Raw genomic sequence first — 18,393 nt, forward strand, 5'->3', positions numbered from 1 at the left:
GCGCAAGTCAAAACCTGGGGCCGCAGCCTTGCCACACGCGAGGCCCGCCGGCTCCGACACTCAAGGAAAAACCAATGATCGCATCCTCCGTCAAGGCCGAAGTCATCAAGGACAACGCCCGCGCCGCCAACGATACCGGCAGCCCCGAAGTGCAGGTGGCCCTGCTCACGGCCCGCATCAACGAGCTGACGCCCCACTTCAAGCAGCACGCCAAGGACCACCACGGCCGCCGCGGCCTGCTGCGCATGGTGAGCCGCCGCCGCAAGCTGCTGGACTACCTCAAGGCCAAGGACGCCGACCGCTACACGGCCCTGATCGCCAAGCTCGGCCTGCGCAAGTAAGCGCATTCGCATGCAGGAACGCCTGGGTTAGCACGCTGACTCAGGCGTTTTCTACTTCGGAGCCGCAATAGCAGAGCGAAGCTGTGTCATTCCAATGGCCCTGGGGCTGCCCGCCCGGGTCCCAGGTCCACTGGAATGGCATCGTGTTCTGAATTGCCCTCCGGCCCCCGCCGGCCTCGCGTGGCCGGCATCCACACCGAAGCACAGGAAACACGCATGTCCATCTTCAACAAAGTCACCAAGTCCTTCCAGTGGGGCGACAAGACCGTCGTCATGGAAACGGGCGAGATCGCCCGCCAGGCCAACGGCGCCGTGCTGGTCGAGATCGACGGCACCGTCATCCTCGCCACCGTGGCGGCCTCCAAGTCGGCCAAGCCCGGCCAGGACTTCTTCCCCCTGACGGTGGACTACATCGAGAAGACGTACGCCGCCGGCAAGATCCCCGGCAGCTTCTTCAAGCGCGAAGCCAAGCCCAGCGAACATGAAACGCTGACCAGCCGCCTGATCGACCGCCCGATCCGCCCGCTGTTCCCCGAAGGCTTCCTGAACGAAGTGCACGTGGTCGTCCACACCGTGTCGCTCAACCCCGAGGTCGATGCCGACATCGCCGCCATGATCGGCGTGAGCGCTGCGCTGGCCATCTCCGGCATCCCGTTCAGCGGCCCCATCGGCGCCGCCCGCGTGGGCTACATCAACGGCGAATACGTGCTGAACCCGGGCCAGACCGCCCGCAAGAATTCGCAGATGGACCTCGTCGTCGCAGGCACCGAAGCCGCCGTGCTGATGGTCGAATCCGAAGCCCAGCAGCTCAGCGAGGAAGTCATGCTGGGTGGCGTGGTGTTCGGCCACGAGCAGGCCAACATCGCCATCAACGCCATCCATGACCTGGTGCGCGAAGCCGGCAAGCCCGTGTGGGACTGGCAGGCGCCCGCCGAAGACGAAGCCTTCGTCGCCAAGGTCAAGGGCCTGGCCGAAGAGAAGCTGCGCGCCGCCTACCAGATCCGCAGCAAGCAGGCCCGCACGCAGGCCCTGCGCGAAGCCAACGCCAGCGTGATGGAAGCCCTCAAGGCCGGCGGCGAGCCCTTCGATGCCGGCAAGGTCGGCGACCTGCTGTTCTCCATCGAATCGAAGATCGTGCGCAGCCAGATCCTGGCCGGCGAGCCCCGCATCGACGGCCGCGACACGCGCACCGTGCGTCCCATCGAGATCCGCAGCTCCGTGCTGCCCCGCACGCACGGCTCCGCGCTGTTCACGCGCGGCGAGACGCAGGCGCTGGTGGTCTCCACGCTGGGCACCGAGCGCGACGCGCAGCGCATCGACGCGCTGGCCGGCGAGTTCGAGGACCGCTTCATGTTCCACTACAACATGCCTCCCTTCGCCACCGGCGAAGTGGGCCGCATGGGCTCCACGAAGCGCCGCGAGATCGGCCACGGCCGCCTGGCCAAGCGCGCGCTCGTCGCCGTGCTGCCGACCAAGGAAGAGTTCCCCTACACGATCCGCGTGGTGTCCGAGATCACCGAGTCCAACGGCTCGTCCTCGATGGCGTCCGTCTGCGGCGGCTGCCTGTCGATGATGGACGCCGGCGTGCCGATGAAGGCCCACGTGGCCGGCATCGCCATGGGCCTGATCAAGGAAGACAACCGCTTCGCGGTGCTGACCGACATCCTGGGCGATGAAGATCACCTGGGCGACATGGACTTCAAGGTGGCCGGCACCACGGCCGGCATCACCGCCCTGCAGATGGACATCAAGATCCAGGGCATCACCAAGGAAATCATGCAGGTCGCCCTGGCCCAGGCCAAGGAAGCCCGCCTGCACATCCTCGGCAAGATGCAGGAAGCGATGGGCGAGGCCAAGACCGAGGTCTCCAGCTTCGCGCCCAAGCTCTACACGATGAAGATCAACCCCGAGAAGATCCGCGACGTGATCGGCAAGGGCGGCGCGGTGATCCGCGCGCTGACGGAAGAGACCGGCACGCAGATCAACATCGACGAAGACGGCACGATCACCATCGCCTCCACCGACAGCGCCAAGGCCGACGAGGCCAAGCGCCGCATCGAGCAGATCACGGCCGAGGTCGAGATCGGCAAGATCTACGAAGGCCCCGTGGTCAAGATCCTGGACTTCGGCGCACTGATCAACCTGCTGCCCGGCAAGGATGGCCTGCTGCACATCAGCCAGATCGCCCACGAGCGCGTGGAAAAGGTGACCGACTACCTGACCGAAGGCCAGGTCGTGAAGGTCAAGGTGCTCGAGACCGACGAGAAGGGCCGCGTGAAGCTGTCCATGCGTGCGCTGCTGGACCGCCCGATGGGCGACAGCGGCCGTCCGGCGCCCGCCGAGCGCGGCGACCGGGGTGATCGCGGCGACCGTGGCGACCGCCCGGAACGCGGCGAGCGCCGCGAGCGCCGCGAACCTGCCGGCGCCGACCAGCAGCAGCAACAGCAGCAATCCACCGGCACGGGCGAGCACTCCGGCCAGATGGATGCCTGAGCTCCAGCGCCGCCTCTGGCGGCGGTGACCGCCGGTCCGGCCCTGGCGCCGGCCCGGCCTTCTTTTTGAAACCTGACATCCCTGGGGATCCAGTATGGCGACCACCATGCGCGCCGTGGAAATCGCGGGCTCCGGCGGCCCGGAAGTACTGCGCCTCGCCGAGCGGCCCGCGCCGCGGCCGGGTGCCGGCGAGCTGCTGATCCGCGTCGCGGCCAGCGGCATCAACCGGCCCGACGTGCTGCAGCGCAAGGGGCACTATGCGCCCCCGCCGGGCGCCTCCGACCTGCCCGGGCTCGAAGTGGCGGGCACCATCGCGGAAGGCGACGAGTCGGCGATGGCCGCGGCCGGCCTGAAGGTGGGCGACCGCGTGTGCGCGCTGGTCGCGGGCGGCGGCTATGCCGAGTGGTGCGTGGCACCCGTCGCGCAGTGCCTGCCCGTGCCGGAGGGCTGGAGCGACGTCGAGGCCGCCTCGCTGCCCGAGACCTTCTTCACGGTGTGGAGCAACGTGTTCGACCGCGGCCGCCTCGCGGCCGGCGAAACCCTGCTGGTGCAGGGCGGCAGCAGCGGCATCGGCGTCACGGCCATCCAGCTCGGCCGCGCTTTCGGCGCCACCGTGATCGTGACGGCGGGCTCGGACGAGAAGTGTCGTACCTGCCTGGAGCTCGGCGCGCACCATGCCATCAACTACAAGACCCAGGACTTCGTGGCCGAGGCCCGGCGCATCACCGATGGCCGTGGCGTGGACGTGGTCCTCGACATGGTGGCGGGTGACTATGTGGCGCGCGAGGTCGAGTGCCTGGCCGAGGATGGCCGCCTGGTCATCATCGCCGTGCAGGGCGGGGTGCAGTCCTCCTTCGATGCAGGGCTCGTGCTGCGCCGCCGCCTCACGGTGACGGGCTCGACGCTGCGCCCCCGCTCGGTCGCTTTCAAGGGCGCCATCGCGGCCGCCCTGCGCGAGCGGGTGTGGCCGCTGCTGGCGGCGCGCACCGTGCGGCCGGTGGTGCACAGCACCTTCCCGGCGGCCGAGGCGTCCCGGGCCCATGCGCTCATGGAATCGAGCCAGCATGCCGGCAAGATCGTTTTGACGTGGACAGCATGACAAAGAAGAAACTCATCGCGGGCAACTGGAAGATGAATGGCTCCCTGGGAGCCAATGCCGCGCTGCTGCAGGCGCTGCGCGGCGGCCTCGAGGCTGGCGCGCACCAGAACGTGGATGTGGCCGTGGCGGTTCCGGCGGCCTACCTCGCGCAGGTGCAGGGCCTGGCCGAAGGTTCGGCCATCGCGCTGGCGGCGCAGGATGTGTCGCGGCACGAGGCGGGTGCCTACACGGGCGAGGTCTCCGCGGCGATGCTGCAGGAATTCGGCGTGCGCTACGTGCTGGTCGGGCATTCCGAGCGCCGCCAGTACCACGGCGAGACCGACGAGCAGGTGGCCGAAAAGGCGCAGCGCGCGCTGGCCGCCGGCATCACGCCGGTGGTGTGCGTGGGCGAGACGCTGGCCGAGCGCGATGCCGGGCAGACCGAAGCCGTGGTCAAGCGCCAGCTGGCCGCGGTCATCCACCTGAACGGCCATTGCATCAGCGAGACCGTGGTGGCCTATGAACCCGTCTGGGCCATCGGCACCGGCCGCACCGCCACGCCCGAGCAGGCGCAGCAGGTGCATGCCGTGCTGCGCGCGCAGCTGGCCGCGGCCAGCGGGCATGCGGACCGCATCCGCCTGCTCTACGGCGGCAGCATGAACGCCGCGAACGCGGCCGCATTGCTGGCCCAGCCCGACATCGACGGCGGCCTCGTGGGCGGCGCATCGCTCAAGGCCCAGGACTTTTTGCAGATCATCGCAGCGGCCGCCTGAACGGCACCGCGCGACCCAACCGGAGTAGAGAAGAAATGAATGTGCTCGTGAATGTGATCCTGGCCGTGCAGATGCTGGCCGCGCTGGCAATGATCGGCCTCGTGCTCATCCAGCACGGCAAGGGTGCCGACATGGGGGCCGCGTTCGGCAGCGGCAGCTCGGGCAGCCTGTTCGGCGCCAGCGGCAGCGCGAACTTCCTGTCGCGTTCGACGGCGGTGCTGGCCGGCGTGTTCTTCGCTGCCACGCTCGCGCTGGCCTATTTCGGCAACGTCCGCCCGGCCGGCGTCGGCAGCGTGCTGGAGACCCCGGCGGCCGCACCTGCCGCCGTGCAGCCCGTGTCGCCTTCGTCCACGCCGGCCGCTCCGGCGTCCGCCGTGCCGCCCGCGGCACCGGCTTCTGGCGCAGCGCAGATCCCGACAAAATAATTGTCGGAAAAGTAACCGATTCATAGAGAGTCGGGTTTTTCCGGAGTAGAATCCCGGATTGTCTGGAAAGCCAAAAAGCCCTTCGGGTTCCTCATGCCATCCAGATGCAGACATCAGCCGTCGTGGTGAAATTGGTAGACACGCTATCTTGAGGGGGTAGTGGCGAAAGCTGTGCGAGTTCGAGTCTCGCCGACGGCACCAACACACAAGCAAGCCCGCCCGGCCATTCCTCATCGCAGGAATGGGGGTGCGGCCCCAGCGGTGAGTACCCCTCCAGATGAACCTCGATCAATACCTCCCCGTTCTTCTGTTCATCCTGGTCGGCATCGGAGTGGGGGTGGTGCCCCTGGTCCTGGGCTACGTGCTGGGTCCCAACCGGCCCGACGCGGCCAAGAATTCCCCCTACGAGTGTGGCTTCGAGGCCTTCGAAGATGCGCGCATGAAGTTCGACGTGCGCTACTACCTCGTCGCCATCCTCTTCATTCTTTTCGATCTGGAAATCGCATTCCTCTTCCCGTGGGCGGTCACGCTGCACGAGGTCGGGGTGACCGGTTTCGTCGCCGTCATCGTCTTCCTGGCCATCCTGGTCGTGGGCTTCGCCTACGAGTGGAAAAAGGGTGCCCTGGATTGGGAATGACGGGGCTTCACAAGGAACGACACGATGATTGAAGGCGTGATGAAGGAAGGCTTCATCACCACGAGCTATGACTCCGTGGTGAACTGGGCCAAGACCGGATCGCTGTGGCCCATGACCTTCGGTCTGGCCTGCTGCGCCGTCGAGATGATGCATGCCGCCGCGGCGCGCTACGACATCGGCCGCTTCGGCGCCGAGGTGTTCCGCGCCAGCCCCCGGCAGTCCGATCTGATGATCGTGGCCGGCACGCTCTGCAACAAGATGGCCCCGGCCCTGCGCAAGGTGTACGACCAGATGTCGGAGCCGCGCTGGGTGATCTCCATGGGCTCCTGCGCCAACGGCGGCGGCTACTACCACTACAGCTACTCGGTGGTGCGCGGCTGTGACCGCATCGTTCCGGTGGACGTGTACGTGCCGGGCTGCCCCCCGACCGCCGAGGCGCTCATCTACGGGATCATCCAGCTCCAGCAGAAGATCCGCCGCACCCATACCATCGCCCGCGTCTGAAGGGTTCTCCAGCATGACAGCCATTGCCATCCGACCCGAGGCTCTGCGGGACGCGGTCGCCGCTGCGCTCGGCGACAAGGCGCGCGACATCGTGCTCGCGCTCGACGAACTCACGGTGACCGTCTCGGCCGCCGACTACCTGGCCGCGATGCAGCTGCTGCGCGATGCGCCCGGCTGCCGGTTCGAGCAGCTCGTGGACCTCTGCGGCATCGACTACTCCACCTATGGCGACGTGGGCACGGAAGGCCCGCGCTATGCCGTGGTGTCGCACCTGCTGTCCGTGAGCCTCAACCAGCGCGTGCGCGTGAAGGTGTTCTGCCCGGACGACGACTTCCCCGTGGTGGCGTCGGTGTCCGGCATCTGGAACTCCGCCAACTGGTACGAGCGCGAGGCCTTCGACCTCTACGGCATCGTTTTCGACGGCCATGACGACCTGCGCCGCATCCTGACCGACTACGGCTTCATCGGCCATCCCTTCCGCAAGGATTTCCCGCTGTCGGGCCACGTCGAGATGCGTTACGACACCGAGGCGCGCCGCGTGGTGTACGAGCCGGTGACGATCGAGCCGCGCGAGATCACGCCCCGCATCATCCGCGAAGAAAAGTATGGAGGCCTGCACTGAGGCGCCCAGCGCATTCAGGTGATCCACGATGGCTGAAATCAAGAACTACTCCCTGAACTTTGGTCCGCAGCACCCGGCCGCGCACGGCGTGCTGCGCCTGGTGCTCGAGCTCGACGGCGAAGTCGTGCAGCGCGCCGACCCCCACATCGGCCTGCTGCACCGCGCCACAGAGAAGCTGGCCGAGCACAAGACCTTCATCCAGTCGCTGCCCTACATGGACCGGCTGGACTATGTCTCGATGATGTGCAACGAGCACGCCTACTGCCTGGCCATCGAGAAGCTGCTGGGCATCGACGTGCCGCTGCGCGCGCAGTACATCCGCGTGATGTTCTCCGAGATCACGCGACTGCTGAACCACCTGATGTGGCTGGGCTCGCACGGAAACGATTGCGGCAGCTCCACGATCCTGATCTACACGTTCCGCGAACGTGAAGACCTGTTCGACATGTACGAGGCGGTGTCGGGCGCGCGCATGCACGCGGCCTACTTCCGTCCGGGCGGCGTCTATCGCGACCTGCCGGACACGATGCCGCAGTACACGGCGAACAAGGTCCGCAACGCCAAGGCGATCGAGGTGCTGAACCAGAACCGCCGCGGCTCGCTGCTGGACTTCATCGACGACTTCACGCAGCGCTTCCCCAAGTGCGTGGACGAATACGAAACGCTGCTGACGGACAACCGCATCTGGAAGCAGCGCACCGTGGACATCGGCATCGTGACGCAGGAGCGCGCGCTGAACCTCGGCATGACCGGCCCCATGCTGCGCGGCTCGGGCATCGCCTGGGACCTGCGCAAGAAGCAGCCCTACGACGCCTACGACCGCGTGGAGTTCGACATCCCCGTGGGCAAGACGGGCGACTGCTACGACCGCTACCTCGTGCGCGTGCAGGAGATGCGCCAGTCCAACCGCATCATCAAGCAGTGCGTGGACTGGCTCCGTGCCAACCCGGGCCCCGTCATCACCGACAACCACAAGGTGGCGCCGCCGTCGCGCGAGTCGATGAAGTCGAACATGGAAGAGCTGATCCACCATTTCAAGCTCTTCACCGAAGGCTTCCGCGTGCCCGAGGGCGAGGCCTATGCCGCCGTCGAGCACCCGAAGGGCGAGTTCGGCATCTACCTCGTGAGCGACGGTGCCAACAAGCCGTACCGGCTCAAGATCCGCGCACCGGGCTTCGCCCACCTCGCGACCCTCGACGAGATGGCGCGCGGGCACATGATCGCCGATGCCGTGGCCATCATTGGCACGATGGATATCGTGTTCGGAGAGATTGACCGATGAGTACCGAAACGAAGCAAGCCGCCGGCGCATCGCCGGTGACCGAGGCGACGCGCGCGCGCTTCGCCCGCGAGGTGGCCAAGTACCCGCCGGAGCAGAAGCAGTCCGCCGTGATGGCCTGCCTGTCCATCGTGCAGCAGGAGCAGGGCTGGGTCAGCGCCGAGAGCGAGGCCGTGATCGCCGAGGTCCTGGGCATGCCCCAGATCGCCGTGCATGAAGTCACGACCTTCTACAACATGTACAACCAGCAGCCGCTGGGCAAGTACAAGCTCAACGTCTGCACCAACCTGCCGTGCCAGCTGCGCGACGGCCAGAAGGCGCTGCACCACCTCGAGAAGAAGCTCGGCATCGCCATGGGCGAGACCACGCCCGACGGGCTGTTCACGCTGCAGCAGTGCGAATGCCTGGGTGCCTGCGCCGACGCGCCCGTGATGCTGGTGAACGACCGCACGATGTGCAGCTTCATGGACAACGAGAAGCTCGACCAGCTCGTGGACGGCCTGCGCCAGGCGGAGGGACAGGCATGACCACCGCAGCACAGATCCTCTCGCAGTTCCAGGCCACGGGCGTCCAGACCTGCTTCCACGACCGCCACATCGAGCCGCAGATCTATGCGGGCCTCGACGGCACGAACTGGAGCATCAAGGACTACGAGGCGCGCGGCGGCTACCAGGCCCTGCGCAAGATCCTGGGCACCGACGGCGGCGAGCCGATGACCCAGGACCAGGTCATCGCCACCGTCAAGGAATCCGGCCTGCGCGGCCGCGGCGGCGCGGGCTTCCCGACGGGCCTGAAGTGGAGCTTCATGCCCCGCTCGTTCCCGGGCCAGAAGTACCTCGTCTGCAACTCCGACGAAGGCGAGCCGGGCACCTGCAAGGACCGCGACATCCTGCAGTTCAACCCGCACATCGTCATCGAGGGCATGATCATCGCGGCCTTCGCGATGGGCATCTCGGTGGGCTACAACTACATCCACGGCGAGATCTTCCAGACCTACGAGCGTTTCGAGGCCGCGCTGGAAGAGGCGCGCGCCGCGGGCTACCTGGGCGACAGGATCCTGGGCAGCAGCTTCAGCTTCCAGCTGCATGCCGCCCACGGCTTCGGTGCCTACATCTGCGGCGAGGAAACCGCGCTGCTGGAATCGCTGGAAGGCAAGAAGGGCCAGCCGCGCTTCAAGCCGCCGTTCCCGGCCAGCTTCGGCCTGTACGGCAAGCCCACCACGATCAACAACACCGAGACCTTCGCGGCGGTGCCCTGGATCATCCGCAACGGCGGCGCGGCCTACCTGGCCTGCGGCAAGCCGAACAACGGCGGCACCAAGATCTTCTCGGTGTCCGGCGACGTGGAGAAGCCCGGCAACTACGAGATCCCGCTGGGCACGCCGTTCAGCAAGCTGCTGGAACTGGCCGGCGGCGTGCGCAAGGGCCGCCAGCTCAAGGCCGTGATCCCGGGCGGTTCGTCCGCCCCGGTGCTGCCCGCGTCCATCATCATGGAATGCACGATGGACTACGACTCCATCGCCAAGGCCGGCTCGATGCTGGGCTCGGGTGCCGTGATCGTCATGGACGACTCTCGCAGCATGGTCGAGAGCCTGCTGCGCCTGTCGTACTTCTATTCGCACGAGTCCTGCGGCCAGTGCACGCCCTGCCGCGAAGGCACGGGCTGGATGTGGCGCGTGATCGACCGCATCCAGCACGGCCAGGGCCGCGAAGGCGACCTGGACCTGCTCAATTCGGTGGCGGACAACATCCAGGGGCGCACCATCTGCGCCCTGGGCGACGCGGCGGCCATGCCGGTGCGCGCGATGATCAAGCACTTCCGTCCGGAATTCGAGGCGCTGATCCGCAACAAGACGAGCCCCCAGGCTCCGGCCTCCGCCTGATCGCGAGAAACGCATATGGTTGAAATCGAACTCGACGGGAAGAAGGTGGAAGTCGCCGAAGGCTGCATGGTGATGCATGCGGCCGAGAAGGCAGGCACCTACATCCCTCATTTCTGCTATCACAAGAAGCTCTCCATCGCCGCCAACTGCCGCATGTGCCTGGTGGACGTGGAGAAGGCTCCCAAGCCGATGCCTGCCTGCGCCACGCCCGTGACGCAGGGCATGATCGTGCGCACCAAGAGCGACAAGGCCATCAAGGCCCAGCAGTCGGTCATGGAGTTCCTGCTGATCAACCACCCGCTGGACTGCCCGATCTGCGACCAGGGCGGCGAGTGCCAGCTGCAGGACCTGGCCGTGGGCTACGGCGGCTCCTCCTCGCGCTACGAGGAAGAAAAGCGCGTGGTCTTCCACAAGGACGTCGGCCCGCTGATCTCCATGGAGGAGATGAGCCGCTGCATCCACTGCACCCGCTGCGTACGCTTCGGCCAGGAAGTGGCCGGCGTGATGGAGCTGGGCATGATCCACCGCGGCGAGCATTCCGAGATCACCACCGTGGTGGGCGATACCGTGGATTCCGAGCTGTCGGGCAACATGATCGACATCTGCCCCGTGGGCGCGCTCACGAGCAAGCCGTTCCGCTACAGCGCCCGCACGTGGGAGCTGTCGCGCCGCAAGTCGGTCAGCCCGCATGATTCCACGGGTGCCAACCTGATCGTCCAGGTGAAGAACCACAAGGTCATGCGCGTCGTCCCGTTCGAGAACGAGGACGTGAACGAGTGCTGGATCGCCGACCGCGACCGCTTCTCGTACGAAGCGTTGAACGGCCCGGACCGCCTCACCAGGCCCATGCTCAAGCAGGGCGGCCAGTGGAAGGAAGTGGACTGGCAGACGGCCCTGGAATACGTGGCCAACGGCCTGCGCGGCATCCAGTCCGAGCACGGTGCCCAGAGCATCGGCGCGCTCGTCAGCCCGCACAGCACGCTGGAAGAGCTGCACCTGGCCACGCTGCTGGTGCGCGGCCTGGGCAGCGACAACATCGACTACCGCCTGCGCAACGCGGAATTCACCGCGGCGGAAGGCGTTCGCTGGCTGGGCATGCCGATCGCGGCGCTGTCCACGCTGCAGTCCGTGCTGGTCGTGGGCTCCAACCTGCGCAAGGAACATCCGCTGTTCGCACAGCGCATCCGCCAGGCGGCCCGCAAGGGCTGCGCCGTGAGCGCGCTGAATGCCGTGGCCCACGACTGGGCCATGCCGATGGCGCAATCCATCGTGGCGCCTGCGGGTGAGTGGGCCTCCGAGCTGGCCGACATCGCCGCCGCCGTGGCCCAGGAGCGCGGCGTGGCCGCGCCCGTGGCCTCCGGCCGTGTGACCGATGCGGCGCTGGCCGTGGCGCGTTCGCTCGCGTCCGGCGAAGGCCGTGCCGTGCTGCTCGGCAATGCCGCGGCCCACCATGCCCAGGCATCGTCGCTGCTGGCGCTGGCCCAGTGGATCGGAGCGCAGACCGGCGCCGTGGTCGGCTACCTGACCGAAGCCGCCAACACCGTCGGCGCGCAGTTCGTGGGGGCGCAGCCCCGGCAGGGCGGGCTCGATGCCGGCCGCATGCTGGCCGGCGGCCTGAAGGCCGCGCTGCTGCTGAACACCGAGCCGGTGCATGATTCCGCCCCGGGTGCCCGCGCCGCACAGGCGCTCGCGCAGGCCGAGATGGTCGTGACGCTGAGCCCGTTCAAGACCAACCTGGAATTCAGCGACGTGCTGCTGCCCATCGCCCCGTTCACCGAAACCTCGGGCAGCTTCGTGAATGCCGAAGGCCGCCTGCAGAGCTTCCACGCCGTGGTCAAGCCGCTGGGCGACGCCCGTCCGGCCTGGAAGGTGCTGCGCGTGCTCGGCAACCTGCTGGGCGTGCAGGGCATCGGCTTCGAGACTTCGCAGGAGGTGCTGGCCCACGCCGTGGGCGCCACCGGGGCCGAACTGCCGACGCACCTGCCGGCCGCGCGCCTTGCCAACACCACGTCCGCGGCACCCGCCGTGCCGGCCGCCGCAGGCACGCCGGAGCCCGTGGTCGCCGCCATCTACCAGCTCGACGGCCTCGTGCGCCGCGCGCCCTCGCTGCAGCTGACGGCCGACGGCCGCCAGGCCGCCGCCACCATCGCCGTGGAAGGAGCCGCAGCATGATCGACGCGCTCTACAACGGCGGGCTGAACCTCGTCGCCCAGTCCTGGTGGACGGGCGCCGTGTGGCCCGTGCTCTGGAACCTGCTCAAAATCGTCGCCATCGTGGCGCCGCTCATGGGCGCGGTGGCCTACCTCACGCTCTGGGAGCGCAAGCTGCTGGGCTTCATGCAGGTGCGCCACGGCCCCAACCGCGTGGGCCCGTTCGGCTTGCTGCAGCCGCTGGCCGACGGCCTGAAGCTGCTCACCAAGGAAATCATCCAGCCCGCGGCGGCCAGCAAGGGCCTGTTCATTCTGGGTCCGGTGATGGCCATCATGCCCGCGCTCGCGGCCTGGGTGGCGATCCCCTTCGGCCCCGACGTGGCGCTGGCCAACGTGAACGCCGGCCTGCTGCTGATCATGGCGATCACCTCGATCGAGGTGTACGGCGTGATCATCGCCGGCTGGGCCTCGAACTCGAAGTACGCCTTCCTGGGCGCGCTGCGCGCGTCGGCCCAGATGGTGAGCTACGAGATCGCCATGGGCTTCTGCTTCCTCGTGGTCATCATGGTCTCGGGCAGCATGAACCTCACGCAGATCGTGCTGAGCCAGGGGCAGGGCACGATGGCGAACGCAGGGCTGTCCTTCCTGTCCTGGAACTGGCTGCCGCTGCTGCCGATCTTCATCGTCTACCTGATCTCCGGCGTCGCCGAGACCAACCGCCACCCGTTCGACGTGGTGGAAGGCGAGGCGGAAATCGTGGCCGGCCACATGGTCGAATACTCGGGCATGGGCTTCGCGATCTTCTTCCTGGCCGAGTACGCCAGCATGTGGCTCGTGTCCATCCTGGGCGTGACCATGTTCCTGGGCGGCTGGCTGTCGCCGGTGGCGGCCCTGGACTTCATCCCGGGCTGGATCTGGCTGGGCCTCAAGACCTTCCTCGTGGTGTCCATGTTCATCTGGATCCGCGCGACCTTCCCGCGCTTCCGGTATGACCAGATCATGCGCCTGGGCTGGAAGATCTTCATTCCGGTCACCCTCGTGTGGCTGCTGATCGTGGGCGCTTGGCTGCTGTCGCCCTGGAACATCTGGAAATAAGCGGGACACCACATCATGGCTGCTGTTGCTGCTGCTACCACATCTTTTTCCTTCAAGGACTTTTTCAAGAGCTTCATGCTCGTGGAACTGGTCAAGGGCATGGCCCTGACCGGCCGCTACGCGTTCCGCCGCAAGGTGACGGTGCAGTTCCCCGAAGAGAAGACTCCGCTGTCGCCGCGCTTCCGCGGGCTGCACGCGCTGCGCCGCTACGAGAACGGCGAGGAGCGCTGCATCGCCTGCAAGCTCTGCGAGGCAGTCTGCCCGGCGCTCGCGATCACGATCGAGTCGGACGTGCGGGCCGATGGCTCGCGCCGCACGACGCGCTACGACATCGACCTCACGAAGTGCATCTTCTGCGGCTTCTGCGAAGAGAGCTGCCCGGTCGATTCGATCGTCGAGACGCAGATCCTGGAATACCACGGCGAGAAGCGGGGCGACCTGTACTTCACCAAGGACATGCTCCTGGCGGTCGGCGACCGCTACGAGGCCGAGATCGCCGCTGCCAAGGCGGCCGACGCCAAGTACCGCTGACCGGCGGCTCCTGAACCACTTTTCACAAGATCCGATTCATGGACGCCAAGACTGGTTTCTTCTATCTGTTCTCGGTCGTGCTGCTGTATGCGGCCTTCCGGGTCATCACCGCGCGCAACCCCGTGCATGCGGTGCTCCACCTGATCCTCGCGTTCTCGCAGGCCGCCGCCATCTGGCTGCTGCTGAAGGCCGAATTCCTGGCCATCGCGCTCGTGCTGGTCTACCTGGGCGCCGTCATGGTGCTGTTCCTGTTCGTCGTGATGATGCTGGACATCCACATCGACACCGTGCGGCAGGGCTTCTGGCGGCACTTCCCGCTCGCGGCCTTCATCGGCGCGCTGATCGCCCTGGAAATGGCGGCGGTGCTGATGGGCGGCTTCCGCGGCATGGATGAACCCAAGGCCGTGGCGGCCATGGTGGACGCTGCCGGCAACGTGGTGCAGTACTCCAACACCAAGGCGCTGGGCAAGCTGCTCTACACCGAATACCTGTACCCGGTGGAAATCGCCGCGGTGATCCTGCTGGTGGCCATGATCGCCGCCATCGCCCTGACCCTGCGCCAGCGCAAGGACACCAAGGTGACCAAGGTCTCGGAGCAGGTGCGCGTGCGCGCCGCCGACCGCGTCGCGCTGGTGAAGGTCGCCGCGACGCAGAAGCCCGCGGAAGAAGCGGCGGCGCCCGCAGCCGCCGAGGAGAAGAAGGCATGACGTTGACCCTGGGCCATTTCCTGTCGCTGGGCGCGATGCTGTTCGCGCTGTCGGTGATCGGCATCTTCCTGAACCGCAAGAACCTCATCGTGCTGCTCATGGCCATCGAGCTGATGCTCCTGGCCGTGAACATGAACTTCGTCGCGTTCTCCCACTACCTGGGCGACATGCACGGGCAGGTGTTCGTGTTCTTCATCCTGACGGTGGCCGCGGCCGAATCCGCCATCGGCCTCGCGATCCTGGTGCTGCTGTTCCGCAACAAGTCCAGCATCGACGCGGAAGATCTCAACACCCTCAAGGGCTGATCCGCCGGTACTTGCAAGGTCTTCAAGAATGAGTCAAACCCTCTCAGCTTCGATGCTCCTCGCGGTGCCGCTGGCGCCGCTGGCGGGCTCCGCGCTCGCCGGCATCCTCGGCACGGCCTTCGGCGGCAACCGCATCGGACGCCGCGCGAGCCACACCCTCACGATCCTCGGCGTGTTCGTCGCGTTCGTGCTCTCGGCCCTGACGTTCAAGAGCGTGGCGCTCGACGGCGCCCGCTTCAACGAGACGCTCTACACCTGGATGGTGGTGGGCGGCCTCAAGATGGAAGTCGGCTTCCTCATCGACACGCTCACCGCCATGATGATGTGCGTGGTGACCTTCGTGTCGCTGATGGTGCACATCTACACCATCGGCTACATGGAAGAGGACGACGGCTACAACCGCTTCTTCTCGTACATCTCGCTGTTCACGTTCTCGATGCTCATGCTGGTCATGAGCAACAACCTGCTGCAGCTGTTCTTCGGCTGGGAAGCGGTGGGCCTCGTGTCGTACCTGCTGATCGGCTTCTGGTTCAACAAGCCCACGGCCATCTTCGCCAACATGAAGGCGTTCCTCGTGAACCGCGTCGGCGACTTCGGCTTCATCCTGGGCATCGGCCTGATCGCCGCCTATACCGGCACGCTGAACTACGGCGAGATCTTCGCCAAGTCGGGCGAACTGGGCACCATCGGCTTCCCGGGCACCAACTGGATGCTCATCACCGTGATCTGCATCTGCCTGTTCATCGGCGCGATGGGCAAGAGCGCGCAGTTCCCGCTGCACGTGTGGCTGCCCGACTCGATGGAAGGCCCGACCCCGATCTCCGCGCTGATCCACGCGGCCACCATGGTGACCGCCGGCATCTTCATGGTGTCGCGCATGTCGCCGCTGTTCGAACTGTCGGACACGGCCCTCAACTTCATCCTGGTGATCGGTGCCATCACGGCCCTGTTCATGGGCTTCCTGGGCATGATCCAGAACGACATCAAGCGTGTCGTGGCCTATTCCACGCTGTCGCAGCTGGGCTACATGACCGTGGCGCTGGGCGCCTCCGCCTACTCGGTGGCCGTGTTCCACCTGATGACCCACGCGTTCTTCAAGGCGCTGCTGTTCCTCGGCGCGGGTTCGGTGATCATGGGCATGCACCACAACCAGGACATCCGCTGGATGGGCGCCGTGCGCAAGTACATGCCCATCACCTGGATCACCTCGCTGCTGGGCTCCCTGGCGCTGATCGGCATGCCGCTGTTCTCGGGCTTCTATTCCAAGGACAGCATCATCGAGGCCGTGCATGCCAGCACGCTGCCGGCCGCAGGCTTCGCGCACTTCGCCGTGCTGGCCGGCGTGTTCGTCACCGCGTTCTATTCGTTCCGCATGTACTTCCTGGTCTTCCACGGCAAGGAGCGCTACGACCAGAACCCGGATGCGCACCACGACGACCACCATGCGCACGATGACCATGGCCATGGCCACGATGCCAAGCCGCACGAGTCGCCCTGGGTGGTGACGGTGCCCTTGGTGCTGCTGGCGATCCCCTCGGTGGTGATCGGCTTCCTGGCCATCCAGCCCATGCTGTTCGGCGACTTCTTCAAGGACGTGATCTTCGTGGACGCCGCCAGGCACCCCGCGATGGCCGAGCTGGCCGAGATGTTCCACGGCCCGGTGGCGATGGCCCTGCACGGCCTGCAGGCTGCCCCGTTCTGGCTGGCCCTGGCCGGCGTCGCGCTCTCCTACTACATGTACATGGTGAACCCGGCCCTGCCGGCCGCGATCAAGCGCACCTGCATGCCGATCTACACCCTGTTCGAGAACAAGTACTACCTCGACTGGATCAACGAGAACATCATCGCCCGCGGTGCCCGCGCACTGGGCACGGGCCTGTGGAAGGGCGGCGACCAGGCCGTGATCGACGGCGCCGTGGTGAACGGTTCCTGGAAGCTCGTCGGCTGGGTCGCCGGCATCGTGCGCTGGGTGCAGTCGGGCTACATCTACCACTATGCGCTGGTCATGATCCTGGGCGTGTTCGGGCTCATGACGTACTTCGTGTGGCTCAACAAGTAGAGGAACAAGAAAAATGGGTTTGTTGAGTCTTGCCATCTGGACGCCGATCGCCTTCGGTGCCCTGCTGCTGGCCTTCGGGCGCGACGATCAGGCGCGCGCCGTCCGCTGGATCGCGCTGATCGGCTCGCTGATCGGCCTCGCCGTGACGCTGCCGCTGCTCAGCGGTTTCGACAACGGCACGGCCGCCGCGCAGTTCGTCGAGAAGCTGCTCTGGATCGAGCGCTTCAACGTGCACTACCACCTGGGCCTGGACGGCATCTCGTTCTGGTTCGTGCCGCTGACGGCCTTCATCACGGTGATCGTGGTGATCGCGTCGTGGGAGTCGATCACCGAGCGCGTGAACCAGTACATGGGCGCGTTCCTGATCCTCTCGGGCCTCATGATCGGCGTGTTCAGCGCCCTCGACGGCCTGCTGTTCTACGTGTTCTTCGAGGCCACGCTGATCCCGATGTACCTCATCATCGGCATCTGGGGCGGCCCGAACAAGATCTACGCGGCGTTCAAGTTCTTCCTCTACACGCTGCTCGGCTCGCTGCTGATGCTGATCGCGCTGGTGTACCTGTACAACCAGTCCGGCGGCAGCTTCGACATCGCCACCTGGCACCAGCTGCCGCTGTCGGCCCGCGCGCAGACGCTGCTGTTCTTCGCCTTCTTCGCGGCCTTTGCCGTGAAGGTGCCGATGTGGCCGGTGCACACCTGGCTGCCGGACGTGCACGTGGAGGCGCCCACGGGCGGCTCCGCCGTGCTGGCGGCGATCATGCTGAAGCTGGGCGCCTACGGCTTCCTGCGCTTCTCGATGCCCATCGCTCCTGATGCCGCACGCCACTGGGCGTGGCTGATGATCGCGCTGTCGCTGATCGCGGTGATCTACGTGGGCCTCGTGGCCATGGTGCAGAAGGACATGAAGAAGCTGGTGGCGTATTCGTCCGTGGCGCACATGGGCTTCGTGACGCTGGGCTTCTTCATCTTCAACGACCTGGGCGTCTCGGGCGGCCTGGTGCAGATGATCGCCCACGGCTTCGTGTCGGGCGCGATGTTCCTCTCGATCGGCGTGCTGTACGACCGCGTGCACTCGCGGGAGATCGCGGCCTACGGCGGCGTGGTGAACACCATGCCCAAGTTCGCGGCCTTCGCGCTGCTGTTCGCGATGGCCAACTGCGGCCTTCCGGGCACCGCCGGCTTCGTGGGCGAGTGGATGGTGATCCTGGGCGCCGTGAAGGCGAACTTCTGGATCGGTCTCCTGGCCGCCACCGCGCTGATCTTCGGCGCCGCCTACACGCTGTGGATGTTCAAGCGCGTCTATCTCGGCCCGGTGGGCAACGACAACGTGCGCGGCCTGCTGGACATCAGCGCCCGCGAATTCCTGGTGCTTGGCGTGCTCGCCGTGGCCGTGCTGTACATGGGCCTGTATCCGCGCCCCTTCACCGACGTGATGGACGTGTCGGTGGCCGAGCTGCTCAAGCACGTGGCGCAGACCAAGCTCCATTGAACCGACTGACAACGAGAGACCGA

Annotated in this window: 18 protein-coding genes and 1 tRNA gene; all 19 read left to right on the plus strand. The window is 66.5% G+C overall.

Annotated elements, in window-relative coordinates:
* Positions 1-74 precede the first annotated feature (74 nt).
* Complete coding sequence (gene rpsO, locus ACGHC0_RS06490) at positions 75-341, plus strand: 30S ribosomal protein S15 (protein WP_011794401.1); 267 nt, start codon at positions 75-77, stop codon at positions 339-341.
* A 216-nt stretch (positions 342-557) separates the two neighbouring features.
* Complete coding sequence (pnp, locus tag ACGHC0_RS06495; protein WP_368354501.1) at positions 558-2,834, plus strand: polyribonucleotide nucleotidyltransferase; 2,277 nt, start codon at positions 558-560, stop codon at positions 2,832-2,834.
* A gap of 94 nt (positions 2,835-2,928) precedes the next feature.
* Positions 2,929-3,933: an NAD(P)H-quinone oxidoreductase gene (locus ACGHC0_RS06500; protein WP_368354502.1), complete on the plus strand. Its 1,005-nt coding sequence runs from the start codon at positions 2,929-2,931 to the stop codon at positions 3,931-3,933.
* Entirely contained in the window at positions 3,930-4,685 is a 756-nt protein-coding gene (gene tpiA / locus ACGHC0_RS06505; protein WP_368354503.1) for a triose-phosphate isomerase, read from the plus strand. The genes ACGHC0_RS06500 and tpiA overlap by 4 nt, the downstream gene beginning before the upstream one ends.
* A gap of 35 nt (positions 4,686-4,720) precedes the next feature.
* Entirely contained in the window at positions 4,721-5,110 is a 390-nt protein-coding gene (gene secG / locus ACGHC0_RS06510) for a preprotein translocase subunit SecG (protein ID WP_107158978.1), read from the plus strand.
* A gap of 116 nt (positions 5,111-5,226) precedes the next feature.
* Positions 5,227-5,311: transfer RNA gene (locus ACGHC0_RS06515), tRNA-Leu, on the plus strand.
* A 76-nt stretch (positions 5,312-5,387) separates the two neighbouring features.
* Positions 5,388-5,747: an NADH-quinone oxidoreductase subunit A gene (locus tag ACGHC0_RS06520; protein WP_013593734.1), complete on the plus strand. Its 360-nt coding sequence runs from the start codon at positions 5,388-5,390 to the stop codon at positions 5,745-5,747.
* Positions 5,748-5,771: 24 nt separating this feature from the next.
* Positions 5,772-6,251: a NuoB/complex I 20 kDa subunit family protein gene (locus ACGHC0_RS06525; RefSeq protein ID WP_011794407.1), complete on the plus strand. Its 480-nt coding sequence runs from the start codon at positions 5,772-5,774 to the stop codon at positions 6,249-6,251.
* A 13-nt stretch (positions 6,252-6,264) separates the two neighbouring features.
* Entirely contained in the window at positions 6,265-6,873 is a 609-nt protein-coding gene (locus ACGHC0_RS06530) for an NADH-quinone oxidoreductase subunit C (RefSeq protein WP_415267724.1), read from the plus strand.
* A 28-nt stretch (positions 6,874-6,901) separates the two neighbouring features.
* Positions 6,902-8,155, plus strand: a complete 1,254-nt coding sequence (locus ACGHC0_RS06535; protein ID WP_368354505.1) for an NADH-quinone oxidoreductase subunit D — start codon at positions 6,902-6,904, stop codon at positions 8,153-8,155.
* Positions 8,152-8,679: an NADH-quinone oxidoreductase subunit NuoE gene (nuoE, locus tag ACGHC0_RS06540; RefSeq protein WP_368354506.1), complete on the plus strand. Its 528-nt coding sequence runs from the start codon at positions 8,152-8,154 to the stop codon at positions 8,677-8,679. The genes ACGHC0_RS06535 and nuoE overlap by 4 nt, the downstream gene beginning before the upstream one ends.
* A complete protein-coding gene (gene nuoF / locus ACGHC0_RS06545) occupies positions 8,676-10,034 on the plus strand; it encodes an NADH-quinone oxidoreductase subunit NuoF (RefSeq protein WP_415267725.1) in 1,359 nt (452 codons plus the stop codon). The genes nuoE and nuoF overlap by 4 nt, the downstream gene beginning before the upstream one ends.
* A 15-nt stretch (positions 10,035-10,049) precedes the next feature.
* The gene (gene nuoG / locus ACGHC0_RS06550) at positions 10,050-12,206 is read left to right on the plus strand and encodes an NADH-quinone oxidoreductase subunit NuoG (protein ID WP_415267726.1); all 2,157 of its coding nucleotides are present in this window, start codon (positions 10,050-10,052) and stop codon (positions 12,204-12,206) included.
* Positions 12,203-13,279, plus strand: a complete 1,077-nt coding sequence (gene nuoH / locus ACGHC0_RS06555) for an NADH-quinone oxidoreductase subunit NuoH (protein WP_368354509.1) — start codon at positions 12,203-12,205, stop codon at positions 13,277-13,279. The genes nuoG and nuoH overlap by 4 nt, the downstream gene beginning before the upstream one ends.
* A 15-nt stretch (positions 13,280-13,294) precedes the next feature.
* On the plus strand, positions 13,295-13,810 hold the full coding sequence (gene nuoI, locus ACGHC0_RS06560; RefSeq protein WP_011794414.1) for an NADH-quinone oxidoreductase subunit NuoI: 516 nt from the start codon (positions 13,295-13,297) through the stop codon (positions 13,808-13,810).
* 38 nt (positions 13,811-13,848) lie between these two features.
* A complete protein-coding gene (locus ACGHC0_RS06565; RefSeq protein ID WP_013593741.1) occupies positions 13,849-14,517 on the plus strand; it encodes an NADH-quinone oxidoreductase subunit J in 669 nt (222 codons plus the stop codon).
* Entirely contained in the window at positions 14,514-14,822 is a 309-nt protein-coding gene (gene nuoK / locus ACGHC0_RS06570; RefSeq protein ID WP_011794416.1) for an NADH-quinone oxidoreductase subunit NuoK, read from the plus strand. Before ACGHC0_RS06565 ends, nuoK begins: the two co-directional genes overlap by 4 nt.
* 28 nt (positions 14,823-14,850) lie before the next feature.
* Positions 14,851-16,881 carry an NADH-quinone oxidoreductase subunit L gene (gene nuoL, locus ACGHC0_RS06575; protein WP_415267727.1) on the plus strand — a complete coding sequence of 677 codons (2,031 nt, stop codon included), beginning with the start codon at positions 14,851-14,853 and terminating at the stop codon, positions 16,879-16,881.
* 13 nt (positions 16,882-16,894) lie between these two features.
* The gene (locus ACGHC0_RS06580) at positions 16,895-18,370 is read left to right on the plus strand and encodes an NADH-quinone oxidoreductase subunit M (protein ID WP_368354511.1); all 1,476 of its coding nucleotides are present in this window, start codon (positions 16,895-16,897) and stop codon (positions 18,368-18,370) included.
* The last annotated feature ends 23 nt before the right edge of the window (positions 18,371-18,393 follow it).

Source organism: Acidovorax sacchari, assembly GCF_042847045.1.
Classification (GTDB): domain Bacteria; phylum Pseudomonadota; class Gammaproteobacteria; order Burkholderiales; family Burkholderiaceae_C; genus Paracidovorax; species Paracidovorax sacchari.

Coding starts and splice junctions, on each gene's coding strand:
- pnp (WP_368354501.1), top strand. CDS start 558: ATGTCCATCTTCAACAAAGTCACCAAGTCCTTCCAGTGGGGCGACAAG.
- nuoI (WP_011794414.1), top strand. CDS start 13,295: ATGGCTGCTGTTGCTGCTGCTACCACATCTTTTTCCTTCAAGGACTTT.
- ACGHC0_RS06580 (WP_368354511.1), top strand. CDS start 16,895: ATGGGTTTGTTGAGTCTTGCCATCTGGACGCCGATCGCCTTCGGTGCC.
- ACGHC0_RS06525 (WP_011794407.1), top strand. CDS start 5,772: ATGATTGAAGGCGTGATGAAGGAAGGCTTCATCACCACGAGCTATGAC.
- ACGHC0_RS06565 (WP_013593741.1), top strand. CDS start 13,849: ATGGACGCCAAGACTGGTTTCTTCTATCTGTTCTCGGTCGTGCTGCTG.
- tpiA (WP_368354503.1), top strand. CDS start 3,930: ATGACAAAGAAGAAACTCATCGCGGGCAACTGGAAGATGAATGGCTCC.
- nuoK (WP_011794416.1), top strand. CDS start 14,514: ATGACGTTGACCCTGGGCCATTTCCTGTCGCTGGGCGCGATGCTGTTC.
- ACGHC0_RS06530 (WP_415267724.1), top strand. CDS start 6,265: ATGACAGCCATTGCCATCCGACCCGAGGCTCTGCGGGACGCGGTCGCC.
- secG (WP_107158978.1), top strand. CDS start 4,721: ATGAATGTGCTCGTGAATGTGATCCTGGCCGTGCAGATGCTGGCCGCG.
- nuoH (WP_368354509.1), top strand. CDS start 12,203: ATGATCGACGCGCTCTACAACGGCGGGCTGAACCTCGTCGCCCAGTCC.
- ACGHC0_RS06535 (WP_368354505.1), top strand. CDS start 6,902: ATGGCTGAAATCAAGAACTACTCCCTGAACTTTGGTCCGCAGCACCCG.
- nuoE (WP_368354506.1), top strand. CDS start 8,152: ATGAGTACCGAAACGAAGCAAGCCGCCGGCGCATCGCCGGTGACCGAG.
- nuoG (WP_415267726.1), top strand. CDS start 10,050: ATGGTTGAAATCGAACTCGACGGGAAGAAGGTGGAAGTCGCCGAAGGC.
- ACGHC0_RS06520 (WP_013593734.1), top strand. CDS start 5,388: ATGAACCTCGATCAATACCTCCCCGTTCTTCTGTTCATCCTGGTCGGC.
- rpsO (WP_011794401.1), top strand. CDS start 75: ATGATCGCATCCTCCGTCAAGGCCGAAGTCATCAAGGACAACGCCCGC.
- nuoF (WP_415267725.1), top strand. CDS start 8,676: ATGACCACCGCAGCACAGATCCTCTCGCAGTTCCAGGCCACGGGCGTC.
- nuoL (WP_415267727.1), top strand. CDS start 14,851: ATGAGTCAAACCCTCTCAGCTTCGATGCTCCTCGCGGTGCCGCTGGCG.
- ACGHC0_RS06500 (WP_368354502.1), top strand. CDS start 2,929: ATGGCGACCACCATGCGCGCCGTGGAAATCGCGGGCTCCGGCGGCCCG.